The sequence below is a fragment of the Myxococcus xanthus genome (assembly GCF_013116825.1).
In the GTDB taxonomy this organism is placed as follows: domain Bacteria; phylum Myxococcota; class Myxococcia; order Myxococcales; family Myxococcaceae; genus Myxococcus; species Myxococcus xanthus_B.
Genome location: NZ_JABFNS010000043.1, coordinates 13413 through 36903, shown reverse-complemented (window position 1 = coordinate 36903; position 23491 = coordinate 13413). Strand labels below are relative to the sequence as shown.

Annotated in this window: 22 protein-coding genes; 11 read left to right on the top strand and 11 right to left on the bottom strand. The window is 69.1% G+C overall.

Going from position 1 to position 23491, the window contains the following annotated elements; all coding sequences use genetic code 11:
- Nucleotides 1–249 precede the first annotated feature (249 nt).
- On the top strand, nucleotides 250–1152 hold the full coding sequence (locus tag HNV26_RS14920) for a metallophosphoesterase (protein ID WP_171443135.1): 903 nt from the start codon (nucleotides 250–252) through the stop codon (nucleotides 1150–1152).
- Between the two features lie 38 nt (nucleotides 1153–1190).
- Nucleotides 1191–1499: a hypothetical protein gene (locus HNV26_RS14915; protein ID WP_253816573.1), complete on the top strand. Its 309-nt coding sequence runs from the start codon at nucleotides 1191–1193 to the stop codon at nucleotides 1497–1499.
- 3 nt (nucleotides 1500–1502) lie between these two features.
- Here the strand turns inward: HNV26_RS14915 and HNV26_RS14910 are convergent, their stop codons facing one another.
- Complete coding sequence (locus HNV26_RS14910; protein WP_171443133.1) at nucleotides 1503–1940, bottom strand: DoxX family protein; 438 nt, start codon at nucleotides 1938–1940, stop codon at nucleotides 1503–1505.
- 136 nt (nucleotides 1941–2076) lie between these two features.
- Between HNV26_RS14910 and HNV26_RS14905 the strand changes: the two genes are divergently transcribed.
- The 5 genes from HNV26_RS14905 to HNV26_RS14885 all read left to right on the top strand — a co-directional run bounded on the left by HNV26_RS14905 (nucleotide 2077) and on the right by HNV26_RS14885 (nucleotide 6406).
- Complete coding sequence (locus HNV26_RS14905) at nucleotides 2077–3063, top strand: transporter (protein ID WP_216612302.1); 987 nt, start codon at nucleotides 2077–2079, stop codon at nucleotides 3061–3063.
- Between the two features lie 3 nt (nucleotides 3064–3066).
- On the top strand, nucleotides 3067–3834 hold the full coding sequence (locus HNV26_RS14900; RefSeq protein WP_171443132.1) for a hypothetical protein: 768 nt from the start codon (nucleotides 3067–3069) through the stop codon (nucleotides 3832–3834).
- Entirely contained in the window at nucleotides 3831–5141 is a 1311-nt protein-coding gene (locus HNV26_RS14895; RefSeq protein ID WP_171443131.1) for an ATP-binding protein, read from the top strand. The genes HNV26_RS14900 and HNV26_RS14895 overlap by 4 nt, the downstream gene beginning before the upstream one ends.
- Entirely contained in the window at nucleotides 5138–5701 is a 564-nt protein-coding gene (locus tag HNV26_RS14890; RefSeq protein ID WP_171443130.1) for a response regulator transcription factor, read from the top strand. The genes HNV26_RS14895 and HNV26_RS14890 overlap by 4 nt, the downstream gene beginning before the upstream one ends.
- An 87-nt stretch (nucleotides 5702–5788) precedes the next feature.
- A complete protein-coding gene (locus HNV26_RS14885) occupies nucleotides 5789–6406 on the top strand; it encodes an LURP-one-related family protein (protein ID WP_171443129.1) in 618 nt (205 codons plus the stop codon).
- 56 nt (nucleotides 6407–6462) lie between these two features.
- On the opposite strand, the gene HNV26_RS14880 is transcribed toward HNV26_RS14885, so the two are convergent.
- Nucleotides 6463–7344, bottom strand: coding sequence for a class I SAM-dependent methyltransferase (locus HNV26_RS14880; RefSeq protein WP_366816874.1), 882 nt, complete (start codon nucleotides 7342–7344; stop codon nucleotides 6463–6465).
- A gap of 59 nt (nucleotides 7345–7403) precedes the next feature.
- On the opposite strand from HNV26_RS14880, the gene HNV26_RS14875 reads away from it, so the two are divergent.
- Together HNV26_RS14875 and HNV26_RS14870 are read left to right on the top strand one after the other, a co-directional pair.
- Nucleotides 7404–7883, top strand: coding sequence for a helix-turn-helix domain-containing protein (locus tag HNV26_RS14875; RefSeq protein ID WP_171443127.1), 480 nt, complete (start codon nucleotides 7404–7406; stop codon nucleotides 7881–7883).
- A 349-nt stretch (nucleotides 7884–8232) separates the two neighbouring features.
- Complete coding sequence (locus HNV26_RS14870; RefSeq protein WP_216612300.1) at nucleotides 8233–8694, top strand: acetyltransferase domain-containing protein; 462 nt, start codon at nucleotides 8233–8235, stop codon at nucleotides 8692–8694.
- On the opposite strand, the gene HNV26_RS14865 is transcribed toward HNV26_RS14870, so the two are convergent.
- From HNV26_RS14865 to HNV26_RS14845, 6 genes are all read right to left on the bottom strand, one after another.
- A complete protein-coding gene (locus HNV26_RS14865) occupies nucleotides 8678–9208 on the bottom strand; it encodes a hypothetical protein (RefSeq protein WP_253816572.1) in 531 nt (176 codons plus the stop codon). The two genes, HNV26_RS14870 and HNV26_RS14865, sit on opposite strands and share 17 nt — an antisense overlap.
- A 37-nt stretch (nucleotides 9209–9245) precedes the next feature.
- Nucleotides 9246–9416: a hypothetical protein gene (locus HNV26_RS38395; protein ID WP_253816571.1), complete on the bottom strand. Its 171-nt coding sequence runs from the start codon at nucleotides 9414–9416 to the stop codon at nucleotides 9246–9248.
- A 155-nt stretch (nucleotides 9417–9571) separates the two neighbouring features.
- A complete protein-coding gene (locus HNV26_RS14860) occupies nucleotides 9572–11083 on the bottom strand; it encodes an ABC transporter substrate-binding protein (protein WP_171443126.1) in 1512 nt (503 codons plus the stop codon).
- Nucleotides 11084–11241: 158 nt separating this feature from the next.
- The gene (locus HNV26_RS14855) at nucleotides 11242–12648 is read right to left on the bottom strand and encodes an aldehyde dehydrogenase family protein (RefSeq protein WP_171443125.1); all 1407 of its coding nucleotides are present in this window, start codon (nucleotides 12646–12648) and stop codon (nucleotides 11242–11244) included.
- Nucleotides 12649–12673: 25 nt separating this feature from the next.
- Nucleotides 12674–14851 (bottom strand): 3-hydroxyacyl-CoA dehydrogenase NAD-binding domain-containing protein, encoded by a 2178-nt coding sequence (locus HNV26_RS14850; RefSeq protein ID WP_171443124.1) that lies wholly within the window; start codon nucleotides 14849–14851, stop codon nucleotides 12674–12676.
- 40 nt (nucleotides 14852–14891) lie between these two features.
- Nucleotides 14892–16103 carry an acetyl-CoA C-acetyltransferase gene (locus HNV26_RS14845; RefSeq protein ID WP_171443123.1) on the bottom strand — a complete coding sequence of 404 codons (1212 nt, stop codon included), beginning with the start codon at nucleotides 16101–16103 and terminating at the stop codon, nucleotides 14892–14894.
- 452 nt (nucleotides 16104–16555) lie between these two features.
- Between HNV26_RS14845 and sitA6 the strand changes: the two genes are divergently transcribed.
- Nucleotides 16556–17248, top strand: a complete 693-nt coding sequence (sitA6, locus tag HNV26_RS14835; protein ID WP_436410045.1) for a SitA6 family polymorphic toxin lipoprotein — start codon at nucleotides 16556–16558, stop codon at nucleotides 17246–17248.
- Between the two features lie 20 nt (nucleotides 17249–17268).
- The gene (gene sitI6 / locus HNV26_RS14830; RefSeq protein WP_436410044.1) at nucleotides 17269–17982 is read left to right on the top strand and encodes a SitI6 family double-CXXCG motif immunity protein; all 714 of its coding nucleotides are present in this window, start codon (nucleotides 17269–17271) and stop codon (nucleotides 17980–17982) included.
- 262 nt (nucleotides 17983–18244) lie between these two features.
- Here sitI6 and HNV26_RS14825 read toward each other — a convergent pair whose 3' ends face one another.
- The 3 genes from HNV26_RS14825 to HNV26_RS14815 form a co-directional block, all read right to left on the bottom strand.
- Nucleotides 18245–19270, bottom strand: coding sequence for a hypothetical protein (locus HNV26_RS14825; RefSeq protein WP_171443120.1), 1026 nt, complete (start codon nucleotides 19268–19270; stop codon nucleotides 18245–18247).
- A gap of 181 nt (nucleotides 19271–19451) precedes the next feature.
- Entirely contained in the window at nucleotides 19452–20711 is a 1260-nt protein-coding gene (locus HNV26_RS14820; RefSeq protein ID WP_171443119.1) for a sensor histidine kinase, read from the bottom strand.
- A 414-nt stretch (nucleotides 20712–21125) separates the two neighbouring features.
- A complete protein-coding gene (locus tag HNV26_RS14815) occupies nucleotides 21126–23447 on the bottom strand; it encodes a hybrid sensor histidine kinase/response regulator (RefSeq protein WP_171452818.1) in 2322 nt (773 codons plus the stop codon).
- Between the last annotated feature and the right edge of the window lie 44 nt (nucleotides 23448–23491).

The following is a 23491-nucleotide window of genomic DNA, read 5'->3' as shown; positions in this document are numbered from 1 at the left end:
GCTTCCTCCACCTTCTGCAGCAATCCCAACGGTCACCGTCACTGCACGCCCCCCGGACGTCTGTCCAATGATGGAAGGATGCCTGATGACGCTTCGGAATCTTCCTGAAATCGCGCGGGTTTTCCACGCACCTCGAGCGCCGGCCGCTGGCTGGGCAAGCGTGCGAGGGACACCTGCTTCAACCCACCTCGCTAGGCTCGCTACAATCGAGCCCTCACGCCGTCCCGGCACCGAAAGGAACCGAACCGCATGCGCCTGAGACGTCTCGCCCGTCGTGACGCCCCCCTGGCAGCCCCGGCCAACAGCTTCCGGCGGAACCTGCAGGAGGACGGGCGCAATGCGCTGGTCGCGCGCAGCGGTGCCGACCCCTTCCGCACGGAGCGGCGCCTGCGCTGGCGGGACCACTTCTCCCTTTCGGAGAACGTGCTGATGGTCCAGCACATGCACTCCGTGCATGACGGCCTGCGCATCGCGCAGCTGTCGGACGTACACGTGGGGCAGGCCACCTCGGCGCTGCGCATCCGTCGCGCGGTGGAGGCGGTCAACGAGGAGAAGCCGGACCTGGTGTTCCTCACCGGCGACTACGTCACGCACAGCCCCAAGCCGTTGCCGCGCGTGCGCGAGCTGCTGGCTGGCATCCAGGGCCCCGTCTACGTGGTGCTGGGCAACCATGACCACTGGGTGAACGCGCCGTACCTGCGCGAGTCCTTCGAACGGATGGGCTACACGGTGCTGCAGAATGAGCACCGGCAGGTGCACGTGAAGGGCGCGCCGGTGACGGTGCTGGGCATCGACGACGGGCTCACCGGCCGGGACGACGTGGAGGCCACCTTCCGGGGTGCGCCGGTGTCCGGCACGCGGCTGGTGCTGGCCCACACGCCGCCCACGGCGGAGAAGCTGCCGGCGCACGCGGGGCTGGTGCAGTTCTCCGGGCACACGCACGGCGGCCAGTTCGTGGTGCGCGGCCTGACGGAGGCCCTCTTCCGCCGCGCGGGCCAGCCGTACATCCGCGGCCACTACCACGTGAATGGCAACCAGTTGTACGTGAACCGGGGCCTGGGCTTCGGCTTCGGCGGCCCCTACCTGCGCCGGGGCAGCGAGCCGGAGGTGGCCTTCTTCACGCTGCGACAGGCCGCCGTCAGCGCGGGGTGACCTGCTCCCGCACGGCCGGGGCGGGTAACATGCGCCGCATGCGCAAATCACTGCTCCGATGTGCCGTGCTCCTGCTGCCGTTCGTGGGCTGCATTCCGTCTCACGTCGACTACGTCAAGCTGCCGGAGGCGGGGAAATTCGCCCTCATCAACATCGATGGCCGGAACGCCTATCTCATCGACCCGCGCACGGAGAGCTGCTTCCTCGTGACGGCGGGCTCGGACAACCACACGACCGTGCACGTCCCCTGCGACAAGCTGAAGAAGAACCTGCCCGAGGCCGCCACCTTCATCACCTGGGTTCCCGACAGCGCGGCGGCCCCGGCCGTCAGCGCCCCCACACCCTGAGCCTCAAGGCCGCAGCGGAACGCCCAGCCTCCCGCTCCCCAGCCCTTCCGCCTTCTTGCGCCGCAGGCTGAAGGGCCCGGACCCGAAGTAGACGATGAGCAGCGCGCCACCCGCCATGGAGAGGTTCTTCATGAAGTGGACGAGCTGGTCCTGCGCCTGCACCGGGTCCGTCACCAGCCAGAACCTGTGGACCATGAAGGCGGCGGACAGCAGGAAGATGGCGATGGCCGCCGCGCCCAGGCGGGCGAACACGCCCAGCAGCACGGACAAGCCGCCCACCACCAGCGCCACGCCGGACCCCAGCACCGCCATGCGCGGCTCCGGCACCCCGGACGCCTGGGCCACGCCCGTCAGCGCCTCCCACTGGAAGAAGTGGTTCAGGCCGCTGGTGATGAAGATGGCCGAAAAGAGCAGCCGGCCAATCGGCGCTAGCACGCCCATGAATCCTCCCTGTCGTCCCTCCTCCCAGCCCCACAACGCTGGCAGGACGTCGCCATTCTCAACGTGGGCATCGATTCCTGCGTGACACCGGCCGCTCGCCCGGCCGCTCGCCCTGCGCCGCCAGCCATTCCAGGCCATGGCACGCTGCGACAACACGCCACACGCGGGCCTCCAGGCCAGCACGTATGGTGCCCGGGCCGTGAAGAACGCCCTCACCGTCACCCTCCTGTTGTCCAGCGCCCTGCTGCTCGTCCCCACCTCGAGCGCCTGGGCCTGCGCCACCTGCGCCTGTGGCGACCCCACGCTCATGTCCATGGGCACCGAGCAGCCGTTCTCCGGCCGCCTGCGCGTGTCCTCCACCATCCGGGGCTGGGGCCACACGGTCGGCGAGGAGGGGGTGGACGCCCTGCGCCTGCGCGAGGCGCGCATGGACCTGGCGGTGGCCTACGCGCCGCTCCCCTGGCTGTTCCTCTCCGCCACCCTGCCCCTGCAGGCCCGCGAGGTGCGGCACGTCAGCCTCGCCCGGGACCGCGGCTGGGGCATTGGCGACGTGGAGGTCGCCGCGAAGGTGTTCCTCTTCCAGGACAAGGCCTTCTCCGCGGACCACCTGTTCAGCGTGCTGGGCGGCGTGAAGCTCCCCACCGCGCCCGTGCTGCGCGGTCCGGACGGCGCCCAGCTGGCCCTGGACAGTCAGCTGGGCAGCGGCTCCGTGGATCCACTGGCCGGCCTCGCCTATCAGCACTTCCGCGGCAGCTGGTCCTTCCTGGCCAGCGCCACCGGCTTCTTCCCCACCCGCGGCCTCCAGGGCTTCCGCGCGGGTGCCTCCTTGCGCACCACGCTCGCCGCGCAGTACCAGCCGTCGGCCCGCTGGGCCCTGCGCCTGGGCTTCGACAGCCGCCTGGAGGCGCCGGCCGACTCGGAAGGCGAGCACCAGGGCCACACGGACAGCGAGCGCCATGAGCACACGGGCGGCTTCATCGGCTACGCATCTCCCGACGTGATTTTCAGCCCGGGCATGGACGTCGTCGTCGCGGCGGGCGTGCGCGTGCCCTTCATCAACCAACTGCGTGGCCGCGTTGTCCCCACGCCCATCGCGATGTTGTCCGTCGCCTACGACCTCTGAACCATGCGCTCCTTCCTCAAGCCCGTCACCGTGGGCGCCGCCGCGCTCCTGTCTCTCACCGGCTGCGGCGGCACCAACGTCCAGGACGGCATGACGCTCGACCTCGCGCTCATCACCGCCCGGGCGCGGCCCATCTCGGGCGCGGCCGGCGCGCGCGAGCTCATGAACGACCAGGGCACCCACGCCATCCTCACCAGCGGCTTCGTCACGCTGGGCAGCGTGGAGCTGCTCCCCTGCGCGGAGGTCGGCTGGAAGCGCTTCCTGCGTCAGCTGTCCCCCGTGGGCACCGCGTGGGCCCACCACACGGTGACCCACCCCACGCGGCTGGACACCGCCCACGTCGTGAACCTGGGCGGCGAGGATGGGACGGTCATTCCGCTGGGCGCGGTGCACCCGCCGCCGGGCCGCTACTGCCACGCGCGCCTCCACTTCGAGCCCGCGGGCAACGACGCGCAAGGCCTGGCCGCGGCCGCCCAGGGCGACGCGCCGGTGGACATGGTGGGCCGCAGCCTGCACCTGCGTGGCACCCTGCGCACCGGACAGGACAGCGAGCCCCAGCCCTTCGAGGTGAGCTTCCAGACGCGCGCCTCGGTGGACGTGCTACTGGAGTGGGTGACGCTGTCGGAAGCCGCGCCTCACACGCAGCTCGTCTTTGCGCTCTCGTGGGATACGTGGCTGGATGGCGTCAGCGCCGAGCAACCGCCCGCCAACGTGGACCTGGTGGGCAACGTGGCCCGCTCGGTGGTGCCTCCCTCCTCCGTCGCACCATGACGCCTCCGCCCCAAGCCGCCCCGCCGCTCCCAGAGCCCGACTCCCGGGCCCGCATCAACCTGGAGTGGCTGCTGCGCTTGCGATGGGGCCTGCTATTGGGCCAGACGCTCGTCATCAGCGTGGCGGCCTTCGGGCTGGAGCTGGCGCTGCCGATACCGGAGCTCTCCGCGCTGCTGGGCCTGGAGGCGCTGACCAACGTGTCGGTGCGGGCGTGGCTGGCGCGCGGCCCCCGGGTGACGGAGGGCACCCTTGGCAAGCTGATGCTGTGGGACACGCTGGTGCTCACCGGCTTGCTGGCCCTCAGCGGCGGCACGCACAACCCCTTCACCACGCTCTACCTGGTGAACGTGGCGCTGGGCACCGTGCTGCTGCCCTCGCGGTGGATGTGGGGTCTGCTCGGCTTCACGCTGACGGCCTTCGGCTCGCTGTTCGTGTTGCAGGACGTGGAGCTGCCAGCGGGCCTGTCTCGGCCGGACCACGCGGAGCTGATGCGGCTGCACATCAACGGCATGTGGGTGGCCTTCGCCGTGGCCGCGGGCTTCATCGTCTACTTCGTCCAGCGCGTCACGCGGGCGCTCGGGGCGCGGGAGCAGGAGCTGGCGCAGGCGCGCGCGCTGCACGCGCGGCGGGAGAAGGTGGCCTCGCTGGCGACGCTCGCCGCGGGCGCCGCGCACGAGCTGTCCACGCCGCTGTCCACCATCGCCGTCGTGACCAAGGAGGTGGAGCGCGCGCTGGCCATCGCGGGCACCTCCGAGTCCGTTCGCGAGGACCTGCGCCTCATCCGCCAGCAGGTGGACCGCTGCCGCGACGTCCTGGTGCAGATGTCCGCGGACGCCGGGCAGACGACGGGTGAGCCCTTCCACCCCGTGCCCCTGGGCCGGCTGGTGGAGGACATGCTGGCGGAGCTTCCCGGCGCGGAGCGGGTGAAGGTCGAACTGCCCACCGAGGCCCGCGACTGGCACGTCCACGGCCCGCCCCGGGCGCTGGCCCGGGTGCTGCGCGGGCTGGTGAAGAACGCGCTCCAGGCGTCCCAGGTGTCACGCCCCGTGGAGCTGCGCGTGCAAGCGCGCGGCGAAGGCGCCCTGCTGGAGGTGCGCGACGCGGGCACGGGGATGGCGGCGGACGTGTTGTCCCGGGCGGGCGAGCCCTTCTTCACCACCAAGCCACCCGGCGAAGGGATGGGCCTGGGGCTCTTCCTGGCGCGCACGCTGGTGGAGCAGCTGGGCGGCTCGCTGGAGCTGCGCTCGACGCCGGGCCGGGGCACCACGGCGAGCCTCTCACTGCCGGTGACGGAGGGCGCGCCATGAGCATCGCGAGCGCGGGCACAGAGGAGCGCCCCAGCCTGTTGCTGGTGGATGACGATTCCACCTTGCGCGAGCGGCTGGCCCGCGCCTTCCGCGAGCGCGGCTGGGACGTCACCACCGCGGGGGACTACGACGAGGCCCTGGCCGCCGCGCGCCGCGAGTCGCCCGAGTACGCGGTGGTGGACCTGCGCATGCCGGGCCGCAGCGGCCTGGAGGTGGTGAGGGATTTGCTCGCGGTGGATGCCGCCACGCGCGTCATCGTCCTCACCGGTTACGGGAGCATCGCCACCACGGTGGATGCCATCCGGCTGGGCGCGGTGAACTACCTGCCGAAGCCCGCGGACGCGGAGGACCTGCTCGCGGCCTTCGCGCGCGCGTCCGGCGAGCCCTCCGTCGCGACCTCGGAGCGCTTCGAGGCCCCGTCCCTGGCGCGCGCCGAGTGGGAGCACATCAACCGCGTGCTGGCGGACTGCGGCGGCAACATCTCCGAGGCGGCGCGCAAGCTGGGCATCCACCGGCGCTCGCTCCAGCGCAAGCTGCAGAAGTACCCGCCTTCCCGCTGAAACGCTCACGCCTCCCGGGAATTACCGGGCTCGCAATGAGCGGGAGCCCCGTGCCAGTCACTGGTGACCTTTGCTATGGGTGGCGGAATGTCGACTGCACTCCAGACCCGTCCCCCCAGCCACCTGGCCCCCGGCCGCTTCGGCCAGACGCGCTACATGATTCGCCGCAAGTTCTTCAAGCTGTTCGGCGACGCGTTCCACATCTACGACGAGGCGGGCAACCTCGCCTTCTACTCGAAGCTGAAGGCCTTCAAGTTGAAGGAGGACATCCGCATCTACAGCGACGAGGAGATGCGCGAGGAGCTGATCACCATCAAGGCGCGCGGCATCCTCGACTTCGGCATGACGTACGACGTGACGGATGCCACCACGGGCGAGCGCGTGGGCGCGCTGCGCCGCAAGGGCCTGCGCTCCATCCTCCGCGACCAGTGGCTGGTGCTGGACGCGAATGACCAGGAGGTGGGGAAGATTGAAGAGGACAGCATGATGTTGGCGCTGGTGCGCCGCTTCCTGACCGCGCTGATTCCCCAGTCCTTCACCGGGACGCTGGGCACCAACCAGGTGCTCGCCTTCCACCAGCGCTTCAACCCGTTCATCCAGAAGATTGATTTGGACTTCTCCATGGACACCCAACGCCAGCTGGACCGGCGATTCGGCATCGCGGCGGCGGTGCTCATGTGCGCCATCGAGGGCCGGCAGCAGTAGTCCCCGAACCTTCTCCCGGACTGGTGACGGCGGCATTCAGGGAGCCGCCCGTCACGTCACGCCGAGAGGACCTCAGCGGGAGCGCGAGCTTCGACCCGCCAGCAAGCGGCGGTGAACCGCACCTCGTCGCCGTGCACATAGGGGTTGAAGGCGGCGCGGACGGTTTCGATGACGTGAGTCCGGGTCCTCTCGTCGGCTTCGTGAAGAACGCGGCCGAGGGGCCCAAACCGGGTCAGGTACTGGACCAACCCCCGCTCAGGCAGGGTGCAGGCGGCATCAATGGGGTGGATGCCAATGTCCATCCAGCCGCTCTGCTCCAGGATGCGATGGACCCGGTCCTCATCCGCGAAGGCGAACTGGCCCGGCGCGTTCGGCTGGCGGGCGGGCATGTTTGGAAGGAGGGGCGCCGCGGCCCGCTCGGCGGTCGTCATGAACGGGTTCTCCGAAGGGCTTCGCCAGGCGATGAAGCTCAGCCTGGCATTCTCCCTTGCGGAACGTCTCAGGTTCACGAAGGCCTGGACGGCATCGTCGAAGAACATCACGCCGAAGCGTGAAATCACCATGTCGAAGCGCCCTCGCTCGAAGGCGTGATGCTCCGCGTTGGCCTCGATGAAGCTGGCGGCCACATGCTCCGCTTCGGCCCGGGCCCGCGCCGCCGCGAGCATGGGCGCGGAAATGTCGATGCCGACGCAGTGTCCCTGGGCACCGAGCCGCCGAGCGACGGCGAGCGTCGTGCTGCCCGTCCCACAACCCACGTCGAGCACCTGACGCGCGCCACGGGCTTGGACAGCTTCGACGAGCAGGTCCTCGAACGGCTTGAACATCCCTTCGAGCAGGTCCCGACTATCGACCCAGGCCTGTCCCGCGAGGCCATTCCAAAGCGCTGCCTGCCCCTCCGGGGGCTGGTGACCAGATGCCATCTGGGCGTCTCCCTTCACATGCCTTCAAGAAGTGAAGGCCGTACAGTGCCAGTTCAAGTCGACTTGAGGTCAACAGGGTGAGAGACCTGGACATCACCGAGGTGGCCCGGCGAACGGGCGTTCCTGCCTCGACGCTGCGTTTCTACGAGGCAAAGGGCCTGCTCTCCTCGACGGGCAGGCGAGGCCTGTGCCGCCTGTTCAATCCGGACGTGCTGGAGCGGCTCGCACTCATCGCCCTGGGACGCGAAGCCGGCTTCTCGCTGGATGAGCTGGCTCGGATGTTCTCGCCGGACGGACCACCGCGCATTGACCGGGAGCTGCTGAGCGCGAAGGCGGAGGAACTCGACCGCACCATCCGGCGGCTGAGCGCCATGCGCGATGGCTTGCGGCACGCGGCGAACTGTCCCGCGCAGCGCCACATGGCATGTCCCAGGTTTCGCCAGCTCCTGTCGGCTGCCACGGCCTCCAGACAAAGACCGGCGCACGCGTCGCACGGGAGCGAAGGCGGGCGCACGCGCCGCCGGAAGCAAGCCCCATCACGTCCGGCGCGCGAATAGGTGCCGCCGTCCGTGGGTTCGCGGGCAGGGGGACTCGCGAACGGCTGCGGCACGCAACACAGAGAGCAGGCGCCAGACGGCGGGCCCGCATGGACGCCCTCTCAAGGGCACGTCCGCGCCTGGGCAAGGCCCAACTATCGCCATCATGATACAAATACAATGAAACCCAGGTACTCCTCGCCCACGAGGAAGAACGGGGATTCTTCCCGCTGCTTTCCTCCTGCAGGCGGGACATGCCCCTGCAATCCAACGCAGCCCCCGCGGGCGTTACCGGGCCAGCAGGCCAGGGCCAGGAACGCATGCTTGTTCCACCAGCCACCGCGACGATGGCCTTCTCCCCTCGCTCGCGATGACACAACTCGCTCGGACACCACGCCCCGACTTCGCCGCCCCTTCCGCCGCCTCGTCGCGTGAGACGGTGGGCGCCAAGGGCCGCCGCATCGTCGGCATCGACGCCCTCCGAGGGCTGGTCATGGCGCTGATGATTGTCGACCACGTGCGAAAGTACTTCTACCTGCACGCACAGGTGAGCGCCCCGGTGGTGATATCCGCCACGCCGCCCAGCCTCTTCTTCACGCGGTTCGCCGCGCACCTCTGCGCGCCCGTGTTCGTCATCCGGACGGGCGTGGTGGCCTGGCTCCATGGCCAGCGGCACGAAAGGCGCAAAGCGGCCTCAAGCATCCTGTACAAGCGCCGCCTCTTCCTGCTCGTGCTGGAGCTGACCGTCATCAACTTCGCCTGGAGCTTCACGCGCCTGCCCCGGACCTGTTACTTCCAGGTCATCGGCCCCAGGCTCAGGTCCGCGCCATGACGGGAAAGAGGTTCGCCTCACGGGGGGACGCCAGTCCTCGCACGAACAGGTCGGCCTCCATGTCCTCGCCCGCCTCCACCGCGCCGGGCCACCAGCGCTCCGGCGTGAAGCCGAACTGGATGGACGAAATCGGCCGGTCGATGAGCCGCGGCAGCGCCTCACGCAAATCAAAGGGCGCACGCGCGAAGACGTCGTCGATGAACAGCGTCTCGCCCTCCACCTCCGCGAACACCCAGGCATCGTCATTCAGGGCTCGCAGCGGCCGAGCGAACCCGTTCGCTGCATACCAACTGGCGGCCGTGCCCCGCGCGCCGAAGCGCTCCGTCACCGGCAGCCCCTCGTCCGAGAGCATCCGGAGCCGTGCCCGCACATCCGCGGCCCCCAGGTCGAGCCGCGGCGCCGTCGCCCCTCCCGGCCGCGCCACGTGCGAGGCGGAGAACAGCGTCTGGCGCCGAGGCTCGAAGCCAAAGCGCGGGTAGAACTCCAGCACGCGCTTGTTGGCGAACAGCAGCACGGGGGCGCATCCCCACAATGCGCCAGCACCGCGTTCATCACCGCGCGCGCCAGCCCCCGCCCACGTTCGGAAGGCAGGCTCCCCACTGCGTCCAACGCCGGAAGTCAGCGCGGGTGAAGACTCGCGGCACGGAGTCGCAGAACGCGGCCTGGAGCGCCGAGGTGCCGGGCCCGATTTCAGTGACGGTGGGAACGCGCTTCGAAGCCATCCATCCACCCTACGCGGTTCCCACCAGCAGCCAACGGACTCAAGCCCGCCCCGGAAATCCCTAACGTGCTGCGTATGATGAGCCTACCCCCGGAAGCGCTGCGGCTCGTGAGGAAGGGAGGGAGCGGGCTCCCTCCCTTCCCAGGACTTCAGCGTCTACGGGCTGAACATGCCGGTAAGCACGCTGGCGCGGCCTCGAGGCAGCGAGCGCTTGAACGGGCTCGTCGCGAGGCTCGAGCCGGGCTGGTACCAGCTCTGGATTTCCGCGAAGTACGTCCCGCCCGCCCGCAGCACGTCCGGGGGCAGGTACACGCTCTGGAGATCCGTGTGCAGCATCGCCACGCGCGTCGCGGTGGTGGAGCCGTTGCTCGTGCCGAGCCGGTAGATGTTCACCACGTAGTTCGTGGCCGTGCCGACCAGCGGCTTCGACCAGCGCAGCGAGGCGTCAGTCCCCACGCCCGTGAGGTTCTGGAACGCGCCGCGCGTGTTCACCAGGGGCGCCTGCACCGGCCCGACGAGGGGCTCCACGGGCGCGGCGGTGAACGCGCTCGCCTCCTGGTCCACGCGGATGTCCACGCTCATGGTGTAGGGCGTCGCGGTTCCCAGCGCGTAGCTCTTCGTGAAGCCCGCGGCGGCGAGCGCCACCTTCTGCCACGTCGCCGGGAGCGGGTTGTTGTAGGTCATGCTCCCCGTTACGATGTCGGTCCGCTGCGCGTCAGGATTGAGCTTCACGAGCAGCGGCGGCCCGCTGATGGACGCGAACGCCGAGCTCAGCGCGGCCGGCCGGGCGGACATCCAGATTTCGTTGTACGTGCTGACCGCGTCCGGGTTCACCTGGGTGCGCATGGCTTCGAAGGCCGAGCGTCTCCAGTCCACCGCGAAGGTGCCTGTCGCGACGGGCTGGGTGAAGGTTCCGCTGACGGTGACGGGCTGGCCCTCCACCTGTGTCATGCTCGTGTCGAGCACCTTGTGCATCGCGCGGTAGGGCACTCCATTCGCGCTCGTCTGCCACCGCATCTGCGCCAGCGAGAACACATCCCCGCGGCTGCTGTCGAGCAGCACCGGGTTGAGCATGTGGGCGTAATCGAAGCTCAGCCCGGAGAGCGACGTGGCGCCCGCCAGGGGGCGCCCCGTGGCGGCGCCGCCCATGTAGCCGAACGCGCCCGCGTTCAACGAATACATTTCCAGGAAGTCCCCCGGATGCCAGGGGGACAAGCCGGTGGCGGACACCGTCACGGGAGTGGGCAGCGAGGCGAAGGTGCCATCGCGGCCCCACTCCGTGGAGCCCAGATCGAACGCGCGGCCGGTGCTCACCAGGTAGCGCGAGCCCAGCTTCAGGTAGATGCGGCCGGAAGGGACGTTCGGCACGGAGATGGTGCCGTCCGCGGAGCCCGTGCCCGGATAGGCCGTGAACGCCCCGGTCGATGAGTCCCGCAGGTATGCCACCACCGACGTGGCGGACTGGTCGTAAGGCTTCGTCTCGTTGCCCGACATGGCGACGAAGGTGACCGGGCTGGTACCGGTGACCTGGGTGACCAGGTCTTGGGTGACCTGGGAGGTCGCGTCCGTCGATACGGAGGAGTCCACCGCCTCGGCCTCGTCGAGCCCCGCGCAGCCAACCCCTGCCATGCCGACCAAAAGCCCGAGGGAAATCAATGACATATTCATTGTGAAGGCAACCCTTTCGGCGACGCCCTGAAAGGCGCCGCGCAGGAAAATTCATACCGGATCGGTCTGACTTTTCCGGGAGCGCTTCGATGCCAACTTTCGTCTGAGCGCGGGCGCCGGCCTCCTGGAGAACCCGCCAGGAGGCCGCGGCCTCCGCGTCACAGGAAGCGTTTGAAGAGGCCCAGCTTCCCCGTGTAGGGCGGATAGCGCAGCTTCATGTCGAGCAGGAAGGGCCGCTTCACCACGCCCTTGCGGTGGCTGAAGGCGTCGAAGCTGGCCTGGCCGTGGTAGCCACCGGTGCCGGACTCGCCCACGCCTCCGAAAGACAGGCCCTTCGCGGCGAAGTGGACGCACACGTCGTTGGCCACCGCGCCGCCGCTCGACGTCTCCGTGAGGACGCGCTCGTTCACCGCCGCGTCCTTGGAGAAGGTGTAGAGCGCCAGCGGCTTCGGCCTCGCGCGGACGAAGCGGATGGCCTCGTCGATGCTCGGACAGTCCACCAGCGGCAGCAGGGGCCCGAAAATCTCCTCCTGCATGAGCGGGCTGGACAGCGGCGCGTCGGTGATGACGGTGGGCGCGAAGAAGCGGCTGTCCGCGTCCCTCTCACCGCCAAAGGCCACGTTCCCATCCTGCGCCAGCTTCGAGACGCGCTCGAAGTGCCGCGAATTGATGATGCGGCCATAGTCGCGGCTCTCACGCGTGTTCGCGCCGTAGAAGTCGGTGACGGCCTTCTGGAGCAACTCCGTGAAGCGGCCCTTGAGCTCGGGCGGAATGAGCACGTAGTCCGGGGCGATGCAGGTCTGCCCGGCGTTGAGGTACTTGCCCCAGGCGATGCGGCGCGCGGTGACTTCCAGGTCCGCGCTCTTGTCGATGATGCAGGGGCTCTTGCCGCCCAGCTCCAGCACGGTGGGCGTCAGGTGCTTCGCCGCGGCTTCCGCCACCACCCGGCCCACCTGGGGGCCGCCGGTGAAGAAGATGAGGTCCCAGCGCTCGTCGAGCAGGGCCCGGCTCACCTCCGCGCCGCCCTCCACGACGGCGACGACGTCCTCGGGGAAGGCTTCTTTCAGCATCCGCGCGAGCACGGCGGACGTCGCCGGGGACAGCTCACTGGGCTTCAGCACGGCGGTACAGCCCGCGGCGAGCGCCCCGATGAGCGGAGCAATCGCCAGCTGATAGGGATAGTTCCACGGGGAGATGATGAGCGTCACGCCCAGCGGGTCCGAGTACTGCAAGACGCGCGCGGGTTGGATGGCGAGCGGCGCCGCCCCCTTGCGCGGCGCCATCCACGCCTTCACGTTCTTCAGCGCGTCCTTCAGCTCCCCGTAGATGCTGGCCACCTCCGTGAGGTAGGCCTCCTCGGGGCTCTTGGAGAGGTCCGACTGCAGGGCGGCGAGAATCTCCGCCTCGTACTTGCGTGCCGCCCGTTCGAGCACCTGCAACTGCTCCCGTCGCCACGCCAGCGGCAGCGTGGCACGGGTCTCGAAACGGGCTCGCTGCTTCTCGACGAGCGCCTTCGCGTCGAACGAAGGTGGAACGGCGGCGAGACGACTGGAGCCCTGCGTCATCGGACCTCTCCTTGTGTGTGAGCTGCTACTTCAAGAGTTCGCCTCTTTCGGCCTTCTCGACGAGCGACGCCGGCGGCTCGAAGTGCGCACCGTAGCGCTGCGCGAGCTCACGCGCGCGGGCAATGAAGCCCCGCGGCCCATTGCCCGTCCGGCCCTCGTAGCCGTTGATGAACTGCACCACGCCGCCCGTCCACGCCGGGAAGCCGATGCCGAGGATGGAGCCGATGTTCGCGTCCGCGGCGGAGCGCAGCACGCCTTCGTCGAAGCAGCGCACCGTGTCGATGGCCTCGGCGAACAGCATCCGCTCCTTCATGTCCTCGAAGGGGATGGTGTGGCCGGGCCTGGTGAAGTGCTGCGCCAAGCCCGCCCACAGGCCCGTGCGCTTTCCGTCCACGTAGTCGTAGAACCCGCCGCCGGTGGAGCGGCCCTTGCGCTGGTGCTGGTCAATCATCGCGTCCATCACGGCGTAGCCGCGGTGCTCCACCCAGGGCTTGCCCTCCGCCAGGATGGCCGCCTTCGTCTCCTGACGAATCTTGCGCGGCAGCGTCAGCGTGAGTTCGTCCACCAGTTGGAGCGGGGCGGCGGGGTAGCCCGCCTGGAGGCCGGCCTGCTCGATGGAGGCGGGCGAGATGCCCTCGCCCACCATGGCGATGGCCTCGTTGAGGAAGGTGCCGATGACGCGGCTGGTGAAGAAGCCCCGGCTGTCGTTGACGACGATGGGCGTCTTCCCAATCTGCACCGCGATGTCGATGGCCTTCGCGAGCGTGGCGTCGCTCGTCTTCTTGCCCGCGATGAGCTCCAGCAGCGGCATCTTGTCCACGGGCGAGAAGAAGTGCATGCCCACGAAGTCCTCCGTCCGCTTCACGCCCTCGGCGAGCACGGAGATGGGCAGCGTGGACGTGTTCGACCCGAGCACCGCGTCCGGGGCGACCACGTCCTGCACTTCCTGGAAGACCTGGTGCTTGAGCTTCACGTCCTCGAACACGGCCTCGATAACGAGGTCACACCCCTTGAGGTCGGCGGCGTCCGTGGTGGGGTGGATTCGCGCAAGCAGCGCGTCCCCCTTCTCCTTCGTGGACTTGCCCCTCTGGATGGCCTTCTCCACCAGCTTCACGGAGTACTGCTTGCCCTTCTCCGCCGACGCGAGGCTCACGTCCTTGAGCACCACGTCGATGCCGGCCTTCGCGCAGACGTAGGCGATGCCCGCGCCCATCATCCCCGCGCCCAGCACGCCCACCTTCTTCGCGGTGTGCTGCGGGTAGTCCTTGGGACGGCCGCCACCGGAGTTGATGTGCTGCATGTCGAAGAAGAACGCCTGAATCATGTTCTTCGCGACCTGCCCGGTGACGAGCTCGGTGAAGTAGCGCGACTCCACGGTGAACGCGGTGTCCACGTCCACCTGCGTGCTCTCCACCGCCGTGGCCATGATGGCGCGGGGCGCCGGCATGTTCGCGCCCTTGAGCTGCTTGCGCAGGTTCGCGGGGAACGCGGGCAGGTTCGCCGCCAGCCCCGGAGACGACGGCGTGCCGCCCGGAATCTTGTAGCCCTTCACGTCCCACGGCTGCTGCGCGGTGGGATGGGCCTTCACCCACGCCTTGGCCGCGGGCAGCAGCGCCTCCACGGAGTCCACCACGTCATGGACCAGGCCGACCTCCTTCGCCTCCCGCGGGCGGTAGCGCTGGCCCTGGAGCAGCACCTTCATCAGCGCGTCCACGATGCCCAGCATCCGCACCGTGCGCACCACGCCGCCGCCACCGGGCAAGAGGCCCAGCGTGACTTCCGGCAGGCCCACCTGGGCGCCCTTCACGTCCGCGATGATGCGGTGGTGACACGCGAGCGCGATCTCCAGCCCGCCGCCCAGCGCCGCGCCGTTGATGGCCGCGACCACGGGCCTGCCCAGCGTCTCCAGCGCGCGCAGCTGCGCCTTGATTTCCTGCCCCAGCTCGAAGGCCTGCTTCGCGTCCTCCTTGCGCACCTTCAGCAGGTCCTTCAAATCACCACCGGCGAAGAAGGTCTTCTTCGCGGAGGTGAGGATGACACCGGTGACGGTGTCCTTCTCCTTGACCAGCCGGTCCACCGTCGCGCGCATGGACTTCAGGTACGCGGCGTTCATGGTGTTCGCGGACTGGTTCGGGTCATCCATCGTCAAGACGACGATGCCGTCGGCGTCCTTGTCCCAGCGGATGGTGTTCTGCTCGCTCATGGGGTTCGCTCGAATCCTGTCGAAGTGTTGGAAGAGAAGCTCAGACGCGCTCGATGAGGGTGGCCACGCCCATGCCACCACCGACGCACAAGGTGATGACCGCGCGGCGCGCCTTGCGTCGCTCCAGCTCGTCCACCATCGTCCCTAGAATCATCGCGCCCGTGGCGCCCAGCGGGTGCCCCATGGCGATGGCGCCGCCGTTCACGTTCAGCTTCTCGTCCGGAATGCCGAGGTCCTTCTGGTACTTGAGCACCACCGAGGCGAAGGCCTCGTTGAGCTCGAACAGGTCGATGTCCTTCACCGACAGGCCCGCAATCTCCAGCAGCTTCTGGGTGGCCGGAATCGGGCCGGTGAGCATGATGGTGGGGTCCGCGCCGGACGTGGCCACCGCGGCGATGCGCGCGCGCGGCGTGAGGCCCAGCGACTTGCCCACCTGCTCGGAGCCGATGAGCACCAGCGCCGCGCCGTCCACGATGCCCGACGAGTTGCCCGGCGTGTGGACGTGCTCGATGCGCTCCACGAAGTGGTACTTCTGCAGGGCCACCGCGTCGAAGCCGCCCGCCTCACCCATGACGGAGAAGGACGGGTTGAGCTTGCCGAGCGACGCCACGGTGGAGTCCGGGCGCATCAGCTCGTCATGGTCCAGCACGGTGAGGCCGTTCTGGTCCACCACCGGCACGACGGAGTTCTTGAAGTACCCGCCGGCCCAGGCCTGGGCCGCCAGTTGCTGCGAACGGGCCGCGTAGCGGTCCACGTCCTCGCGCGTGAAACCCTCGATGGTGGCGATGAGGTCCGCGGAGATGCCCTGCGGGACGAAGTAGGTGTCGAAGTTCGTGGCCGGGTCCATGGCCCAGGCGCCGCCGTCCGAGCCCATGGGCACGCGCGACATGCTCTCCACGCCGCCCGCGATGACCAGGTGCTCCCAGCCCGAGCGCACCTGCTGGGCGGCCATGTTCACCGCCGTGAGGCCGGACGCGCAGAAGCGGTTGAGCTGCACGCCGCCCACCGTCTCCGGCAGCCCCGCCGCCAGCACCAGGGTACGGGCGATGTCGGCGCCCTGCTCACCCACCGGCGACACGACACCGAGCACCACGTCGTCGATGCGCTGGGGGTCCAGGTTCGGGTGACGCTTCTTGAGCGCGTCCACCAGCCCGGTGAGCAGCGTGATGGGCTTGGTGCCGTGCAGCGCGCCTTTCCTGCCCTTGCCGCGAGGGGTCCGGACGGCGTCGAAGATGAATGCTTCTTGGCTCACGAAGAGCCTCCTTGGGACGGGGATGTGGGTCTACAGGGAACGGGCGACGAGCGCCTTCATGTACCCGTACCCTCCGAACAACTGCAAGCAACGGTCGGCGACGATGCACGCATGGTCCGTCACAGCGAGGTACGTCGGACAGCGCATGGCGACACCTCCCACGATGGAAGCAACGGGGGCAAATCATGCGTCACGGTCCGGGTGAAGCGAGGTGGCGTTTCCGCAGGAAGGCTGTCACCCCTTCCCCCCTGGCCAGGCCCGCGTCCAGGTGCGGCCATCCTGACGTTCGCGTCTGTGCAAGTCATTTAGGGGTGGTGCGCTGCAGGCCCCTAGAAAGCCGCCAGTGCTGCTTTACTTCGTGGTCTGGCCCCCATCGTCGTGGAGTCCCCATGAGCCTGCTTTCGAAGACGCTGTTCGTGAGCGCAGCGGGAAACACGCCTTCCGCAGCCTGTGTGCGAAACCCTGTCCTGTCGTGGTGCGTACTGCTCGTCGTCTGGCTGGGCGTGGCGTGCGCCGCTCGGCCGCCGCTGGAGCAGGCATGGGAAGCAATGGACGCGGCCCGCTGTGCCGCGCCCAATGAGGACCGCTGCGTAGTGCTCGGCTGCGAGGAAGGCGTTTGCGGCTTCTTCGCCTGCAAGGATATGCGCCAGTCCGACACGCCCGCGACCTCGTCCGTGAGCGCCCCCGCCGCCGGGCACGTGCTGGCCCTGCGGCCGGGATTTCCCATAGGTTCGGCCAGGCCCGGACGGTGGTGGCGCAGGGCACCTTGGCTTCGTCAGGGTGCGGAACCGGTGATGACGTTCCGCTGGTACCCGGAGCGCCCACCGCTACGGCCGCCGCCCGTCCTGCCCGCCCCCCAGTTGCAGAAGCACCATCTGTTCCCCCAGGCCCCAACACTCTCGGCGTGGTTCAAGGAGCGTGGCATCAATATCCACGACTACACGATACTCATCCCCACACATGCCCACCGGCGCATCCATGGCGGCGGCGCATCCGGAGGCCTGTGGAATGAAGCGTGGCGCCAATTCATCGAGACGCGAGGCAACAAGGTGCGGCGAGAAGACATCTTCCGGCATGCCGGTGAACTCATCTACCGTTTCGAGCTTACGGGTCCCGTGCTCCCCTACTTCCGGCGACTTCCATGACCCCCAAGGAAGAGGCCGGATTGCGCATCTATCAAGTCGAGACGCCGCGACCGTCGCGCTACACGGGGAACCTGAATGCCGCGCATCGATGGAGCCTGCCTGGACTTGCGGACTGTCCCGGCTGTGGTGCGACCTGGAGCACCGCCGGGCTTCACTATCCATGCGTGGACCTGACATCGCTCCCGACACGGCACGAGTACGAAGAACCCCGCGCTGAGCCATACGAGGAGTGGGCTCGATTGCGCGAACAGGTGCGGCCCCAGGTGCCCCACGGGTTCGCGTTGATGCCCGGAACCAAGTTTGGCCCGATGACCGGACGCGCCTCTGGAACCTTTGGACAGCTACATCTTCAAGCGTGGTCCCTGAGCCTCCGCAGTGAAGCGCTGGAACAACTGCGGCAATCAGGATTGCAAGGGCTGAACGGCTGCCCGATGCAACTGAAGGGAAGCAAAAGGAACCCACCCGAGCTGCTCGAACTCCAGCTGACGCCCTGTGGGCGCTTCCATCCGGACTGCCTTCCATCCGACCGGGAGCCTCCGTGCCCCACATGTGGCGTTGAAAGCTACGGTCTCCCCGCCCCCTATCTTCTCGACACGACCTCCATCCCCACCACGGTGGACGTCTTCCGCCTCGCGGACTGGCCCACGCTCATCCTGGCCACGCAGCGCTTTGTGGACGCGGTTCAGCGCCTGGAGCTCGAAGGCGTCACCTTCCGTCAGGTCGCGGTCCGCTGACCCACGGCCACGAACAACGCCGCATCAGGCAAGCCACGCCCTGCCCCCAACGAAGCGCGGGAGGTGTGGATGCATCTCGCGGACCGCCATTTGAAGGAGCCGGGCGTGCGGGGAGGGCCCGGGGACGACCCACATCTTCAGCCTGGATGCGGCGGCCGCAGCGCTCGGACAGGCTGGGACTTCCACGGCATCCTCCCGAGGGGTAGGAGGAAAGGCCGCCACTGCGCGCGGCACGGGGGGGGCGCCGCGAAGACGTCAGCGCCTAGCAGGCGCCACAGTCCGCGGCGCAGCTGTCCGGCGTGTTGCTGGTGCCGCAGCGCTCGGAGAGCTGGCACGTCCCATCACCGCACTTGTAGATGTCCTGGGGGCGGATGCGGGTGGTGAGCGGGCGGTACGTCACGCCGTTGTACGTGCAGCGCGTGTAGTACGTCCGCGTGGAGTCCTGCTGGCAGTACGTCAGGGCAGCCCCCACGTGGGTGATGACGGCCGCGCAGTCCGGGTCCCCGCTCCACGACGACAGGCCGCACGCGCGCACCGTGCTCTCGTCATAGGCCAGATAGGGCGCGTCATTGGCCGCGAAGAGCCCCTGTCCATTGAAGAGGTTGCCGAAGAAGACGGCCTCGTTCTGGTTGTAGGTCTGCACCTCCTCGGGCGTCGTCGGAATGAGGACGCCCTGCGAGTCCTTGCCCTGCACGGAGATGTTCAGGTGCACACCGTACTTGTTCACGTGTGCCGCCAGGCAGCTCGACACCAGCTGCTGCTCGGACTCCGGGGCCACCGGGGCGCCCGGGCTCGACGGAGGCGGAGGCGTGGGGCTCGACCACGTCGGCGCCAACCCCAGGGAGCCGTGCCAGGTGTGCGTGGTGCCCGCATGCGTGTACGACAGGGACTGGCCGGAGGGGAGCGCGCACCGGACGATGTATCGCATCACCTCCTCGGCCTTGGCGGGGTCCGCGCTGAACCATGTATTGAAACCATTCGTCGACAAGCCATTGGTGGACAGCCCGTTCGTCGACAAGCCATTGGTGGACAGCCCGTTCGTCGACAAGCCATTGGTGGACAGCCCGTTCGTCGACAAGCCATTGGTGGACAGGCCATTGGACGACACCAAGGCGTCCGACTGGGTGCCCAGCGTCTCGCGCGCCGCATCCATCGGCTCCGCCGGGCCACACCCCACGGCGGCGACAAGAAGCAACGCTGGCAGCAGCTCCCACCGGTGCGCACAACGGCGTCCGGCGTAGGTGACCTTGGAGCTGGAACAGGTCTTCGAGGTGGGGTGGTGATACATGGCTGCCTCCGGTTTTTGGGGGTAGCCGCGTTTCTCGCGGCCAAGATAACCGGTAGTCCTTCTTTTCCTCTCTGACAGGTGCCCTCCCGGGCAGTTCGCGCACGTCGGTCATGCGGCAAACACGTAGTCCGTGCGCCGGCTGACGCTCAGCGTCCAATCCGCCCAGCCGCCAACGTTGCAGTCACACGCGATGTCTCACGCCCGAGGGTGCGGGCTCCTGCGACTGTCGCGCGTCTCGTGGCATTTTCACCGTAAAGGTCGTTCCCTCTGCCACGGAGGAGGACACGCACACAGCGCCTCCGTGCGCCTGGACGATTTGTTTCACGATGAAGAGTCCCAGCCCCAGGCCACCGGCGCCACGACGGTGGCCCTTCCCGGGAGCCGTGCCCACCTGGCGGAACGGGTCGAACAATGTCTCCAGTTGTTGAGGCGGAATGGGCGTCCCGATGTTGTGGACCTCCAGGACCTGCGCACCGTCCACGGCGATACATTTGAGCCGGACGGGCGCGTCCTCGGCGCCGTGCTCCAGCGCGTTGCCCACCAGGTTGCTGAGCACCTGCGCCATCCGGTCCGCGTCCCAGAAGCCCTCCGACGCGCCCTCCACGTCCAGGGTGATGTGCCGGCCCGGATTCGCGGCGGCCAGCTCCTCCACCACCATCCGGCAGATGATGGCCAGGCTGACCATCCCCAGGTGCAGGGGGATGCCGCCCGTCAGGCGCGCGCGGGTGAGGTCGAGGATGTCGGAAATCATGGCGCCCATCCGCGCGGCGCTCGCCTCGATTCGCTGGGCGCACTGCTGCTGCTGGGCCGCCGGCAGCGTGCGTTGCGCCAGGGCTCGCGCGGACAGGGCAATGGCATTCAGGGGGTTGCGCAGGTCGTGCCCGAGGATGCCGATGAACCGCTCACGAAACTCCGCCTCCTCGGTCAGCCGCTCCAGCGCGAGGTGGCGCGCGTTGCCATCCAGGGCCTCGCGGGTCAGCCGGGCCGTCGCGTGCTCCAGCGCGCCCTCCGCCCGGTGGCGGGCCTCGCGCTCACGCTCCAGCGCCTCGCGGAGCGCCTGCGCGTCGTCCGTGTCATCGGGCAGCAGCCACAGCACGAAGGCCTCCAACGCCTTCATGCCCACGGCCCGGAAGCGCGCCTCCATGCCCTCGCGGGTGACGCGCAGCACGACGGACACCGGCTCGCCCGTGTCCACCACGCGCACGCAGTCCTCCAGGCGCAGCCCTCGCACGCCCTCCTGCTCCCAGCGCGACACCCATGGAGGCAGGACCCAATCCTGCGCCACCGGCTCGGCGGACGCCTCGAGCGCGGCCTGGCGCAAGTCGAGCACCTCCCCCGCCGGCCCTCGCACCGTCTCGAAGCGCAGGCAGGGCGCGGCGCCTCCCGCATGCGTCGTCCAGGTCCAGGCGGAGCCCCACTTCGACGACAGACACACCCCCATCGACGTCCCCCTGGCATGCCCTCCAGCCCCGACGCTCGACGCCCGGTCGCGGAACGCACACGGGACAAGAGTGGCAAATCTCCGGGAGCGCGAACTTGTACGTGGGTACCGGCGCGACCTTCAGTGCTCACTCCGCGCCAGTGCCAACGCGCCACGCGGCCCGGCCCTCGCCGCGGTGTCCTCCTTCCGCAATGGCCCTGCGCGAATGGCCAGGGCCCCGCGCGTTCGCCCAGGACACCGGCTCAATCCATGATGGCGACGCCGCGCAGCCCGGGGCCGGCGGCACCGCCGAGCAAGGCCTGCCCCGGCGTCGTGGCGGCACCTGTCATCCGCTTGACCTGGTACCGCACGCATGGGCCGTCACCGTGGAGGTCTCCCACATCGGAGAGCCAATCGATGGACGGGACGGGCGGCTCAGCCCGCCGCACGTGGCAGGCGCACGGTGAAGGTGGTGCCGTGCTGCTCGGAGGACACCACCTCCACGCCGCCGCCGTGGCCCCGCACGATGTCCTGCACGATGTAGAGCCCCAGGCCGATGCTGCGGGTGGACTGGCCCTCCTTCAACGCGCCCCGTGTCAGCGGCTCGAACAGGCGAGGCAGCAACTCACGGGGGATGGGGGCGCCCCCGTTGAAGACAGACAGCAGCGCGGCCTCGCCCTCCAGCCGCGTTTCCACCCGCACCGGGGCGTCCGCGGGGCTGTAGGCCAGGGCATTGCCCAGCAGGTTCGTGAGCACCTGGGCGATGCGGTCCGAATCCCATTCGCCGCGCACCTCGCCCTCCACCGCCACCTCCACGTGACGCCCGGGGTTGGCCACCAGGAGCTCATCCACCACCTGGTGCACCACCTCCCGCAAATCGGTGGTCTGACGGTGCAGGGCAATGCCGCCGCCCAGCCGGGCCTTGGTGAAGTCCAGCAGGTCGCGAATCATCCGGGCCGCGCGCTCGGTGGCCTGGCCAATGCGCCACACCATGCGCTTCTGCGGCTCCGTCAACGCCCCCTTCTTCTCCAGCAGCCCCGCCGACATGGAGATGGCCGCCAGGGGATTGCGCAAGTCGTGGGAGACGATGCCCACCAGCTGCTGTTCGAACTCGGCGCGCCGGCGCAGCTCCTCTTGCGACCGCTGCTGCTCCGCGAACAGGCGCGCGTTCTCGATGGAGAGCGCCGCCTTCGCCGCCAGCTCCTCCACCAGCTCCTGGTCCTCCTGGGTGAAGCTCCGGCCCGGGCCCATGCGCCCCACCGACAGCGTTCCCACCCCCCTGCCCCGCGTCCGCAGCGGCACGCACAGCAGGCTGCGCAGCGCCTCGCCCTGCCCCAGCTCCCGCTGTTGGTCTTCCGACAGCTCGGGCACCAGGAGCGGCCGTCCGCCGCGGAGCACGAAGTCGCCCAGCCCCTCGCCGGGGAGCAGCGGCGCCCCATCCTCCCCCTGATTGGAGTGGCTGGCCGCCACCTCCAGCCGCGTCCCGTCGTCGGACAGCAGGCACAGCGTGCACGTGTCCCCCAGGAAGTAGGCGACCTGGCGGGTGATGGTGTCCAGCAGCACGGACAGGTCGCGGTTCGTCGCATCGAAGGCGTCGGACGCTTCCGTGAGCATCTGCAGCCGGGCGGCGGCGGCCCGGGCCACGGCATGGGCCCGGCGCTCCTCCGCCGTCAGGTGGACCCGGTCCAACGCCTGGGCACACGCATGCGCCAGCGCGGTGAAGAAGGCCCGGTCCATCTCCGTGAAGGTCCGGGGCCGCGCGAAGGACAGGCCAATAGCGCCCAGCGCCCGTCCCTTCACCAGCAAGGGCAGCGCGAGCGCCGCCTCGTGAAGGCCTCGCGTATCCATGAGCGGATAACGCGCGCTCCACTCCTCCGGCGACCCCACCCAGATGGCCTGCTGCTCCCGCAGCGACTCCACCAGCGGCATGGCCGCCGTCATCGGGATGCGCCGCCACCGGCTCAGCACGCTCTCCGGGTAGCCAATGGCATCCACCACCTCCAGCGCCTCGCCCTCCGCGTCCAGGAGGTTGACGGTGCCCGCCTTCGCGCCAGCGGCCACCAGCCCTTGTTCGAAGAGCGCGCGGCACACCTGCGGCACGGTGGCCGCCTCCGACAGCCGGGCGGTGAAGTCCCGCAACCGGTCGATGTAGCCCGCGGCCCTCAGCGCGGCATCCCGCGCCTCGGCTTCCTTCTGCCGCAGCAGCTCCGACTGGCGCCGCACCTGCTGCTGCGCGCGGAACAGCTCCACGAAGACGGACACCTTCGAGCGCAGCACCTCCGGCGGAAAGGGCTTCTGGAGGAAGTCCACCGCGCCGGTGGCGTAGCCGGTGACGAGCTCCGTGTCATCCCGGCCGTAGGCGGTGAGGAAGATGATGGGGACGTTGCGCGTGCGCTCACGCTGCTTGATGAGCGCCGCCGTCTCGAAGCCGCTCAGCCCCGCCATCCGCACGTCCAGCAGGATGACGGCGTAGTCCTCGCGCAGCAGGAAGCGCAGGGCCTGCTCCCCCGAACAGGCCTTGTCCATGCGGATGCCCAGCGGCTCGAGGATGGCCTCCAGCGACACCAGGTTCGACACATGGTCATCCACCAGCAGCACGGCGGGGGCATCCGAAACGGCCTTCGCCTGGCGATGGGGGCCTTCATCCGAAATCCGCAGGTGCGTCAGCGTCAGCCGGCTGGCCACGGTGGCCCCCCGGCTGAAAGGGATGCCCCCCCGCTGCAACGGCACCATCGTCGGAATCCCGTCCTGCGACATGAAGAAGTCACCTGGTGTGCGGTGGTCAGGAACTCGGCCCGACG

What these genes read in the sequence shown, in the direction of transcription:
- HNV26_RS14920 (WP_171443135.1), top strand. Translation starts at nt 250, where the DNA reads ATGCGCCTGAGACGTCTCGCCCGTCGTGACGCCCCCCTGGCAGCCCCG.
- HNV26_RS14915 (WP_253816573.1), top strand. Translation starts at nt 1,191, where the DNA reads ATGCGCAAATCACTGCTCCGATGTGCCGTGCTCCTGCTGCCGTTCGTG.
- HNV26_RS14910 (WP_171443133.1), bottom strand. Translation starts at nt 1,940, where the DNA reads ATGGGCGTGCTAGCGCCGATTGGCCGGCTGCTCTTTTCGGCCATCTTC.
- HNV26_RS14905 (WP_216612302.1), top strand. Translation starts at nt 2,077, where the DNA reads ATGGCACGCTGCGACAACACGCCACACGCGGGCCTCCAGGCCAGCACG.
- HNV26_RS14900 (WP_171443132.1), top strand. Translation starts at nt 3,067, where the DNA reads ATGCGCTCCTTCCTCAAGCCCGTCACCGTGGGCGCCGCCGCGCTCCTG.
- HNV26_RS14895 (WP_171443131.1), top strand. Translation starts at nt 3,831, where the DNA reads ATGACGCCTCCGCCCCAAGCCGCCCCGCCGCTCCCAGAGCCCGACTCC.
- HNV26_RS14890 (WP_171443130.1), top strand. Translation starts at nt 5,138, where the DNA reads ATGAGCATCGCGAGCGCGGGCACAGAGGAGCGCCCCAGCCTGTTGCTG.
- HNV26_RS14885 (WP_171443129.1), top strand. Translation starts at nt 5,789, where the DNA reads ATGTCGACTGCACTCCAGACCCGTCCCCCCAGCCACCTGGCCCCCGGC.
- HNV26_RS14870 (WP_216612300.1), top strand. Translation starts at nt 8,233, where the DNA reads ATGACACAACTCGCTCGGACACCACGCCCCGACTTCGCCGCCCCTTCC.
- HNV26_RS38395 (WP_253816571.1), bottom strand. Translation starts at nt 9,416, where the DNA reads ATGGCTTCGAAGCGCGTTCCCACCGTCACTGAAATCGGGCCCGGCACC.
- HNV26_RS14860 (WP_171443126.1), bottom strand. Translation starts at nt 11,083, where the DNA reads ATGAATATGTCATTGATTTCCCTCGGGCTTTTGGTCGGCATGGCAGGG.
- HNV26_RS14855 (WP_171443125.1), bottom strand. Translation starts at nt 12,648, where the DNA reads ATGACGCAGGGCTCCAGTCGTCTCGCCGCCGTTCCACCTTCGTTCGAC.
- HNV26_RS14850 (WP_171443124.1), bottom strand. Translation starts at nt 14,851, where the DNA reads ATGAGCGAGCAGAACACCATCCGCTGGGACAAGGACGCCGACGGCATC.
- HNV26_RS14825 (WP_171443120.1), bottom strand. Translation starts at nt 19,270, where the DNA reads ATGTATCACCACCCCACCTCGAAGACCTGTTCCAGCTCCAAGGTCACC.
- HNV26_RS14820 (WP_171443119.1), bottom strand. Translation starts at nt 20,711, where the DNA reads ATGGGGGTGTGTCTGTCGTCGAAGTGGGGCTCCGCCTGGACCTGGACG.
- HNV26_RS14815 (WP_171452818.1), bottom strand. Translation starts at nt 23,447, where the DNA reads ATGTCGCAGGACGGGATTCCGACGATGGTGCCGTTGCAGCGGGGGGGC.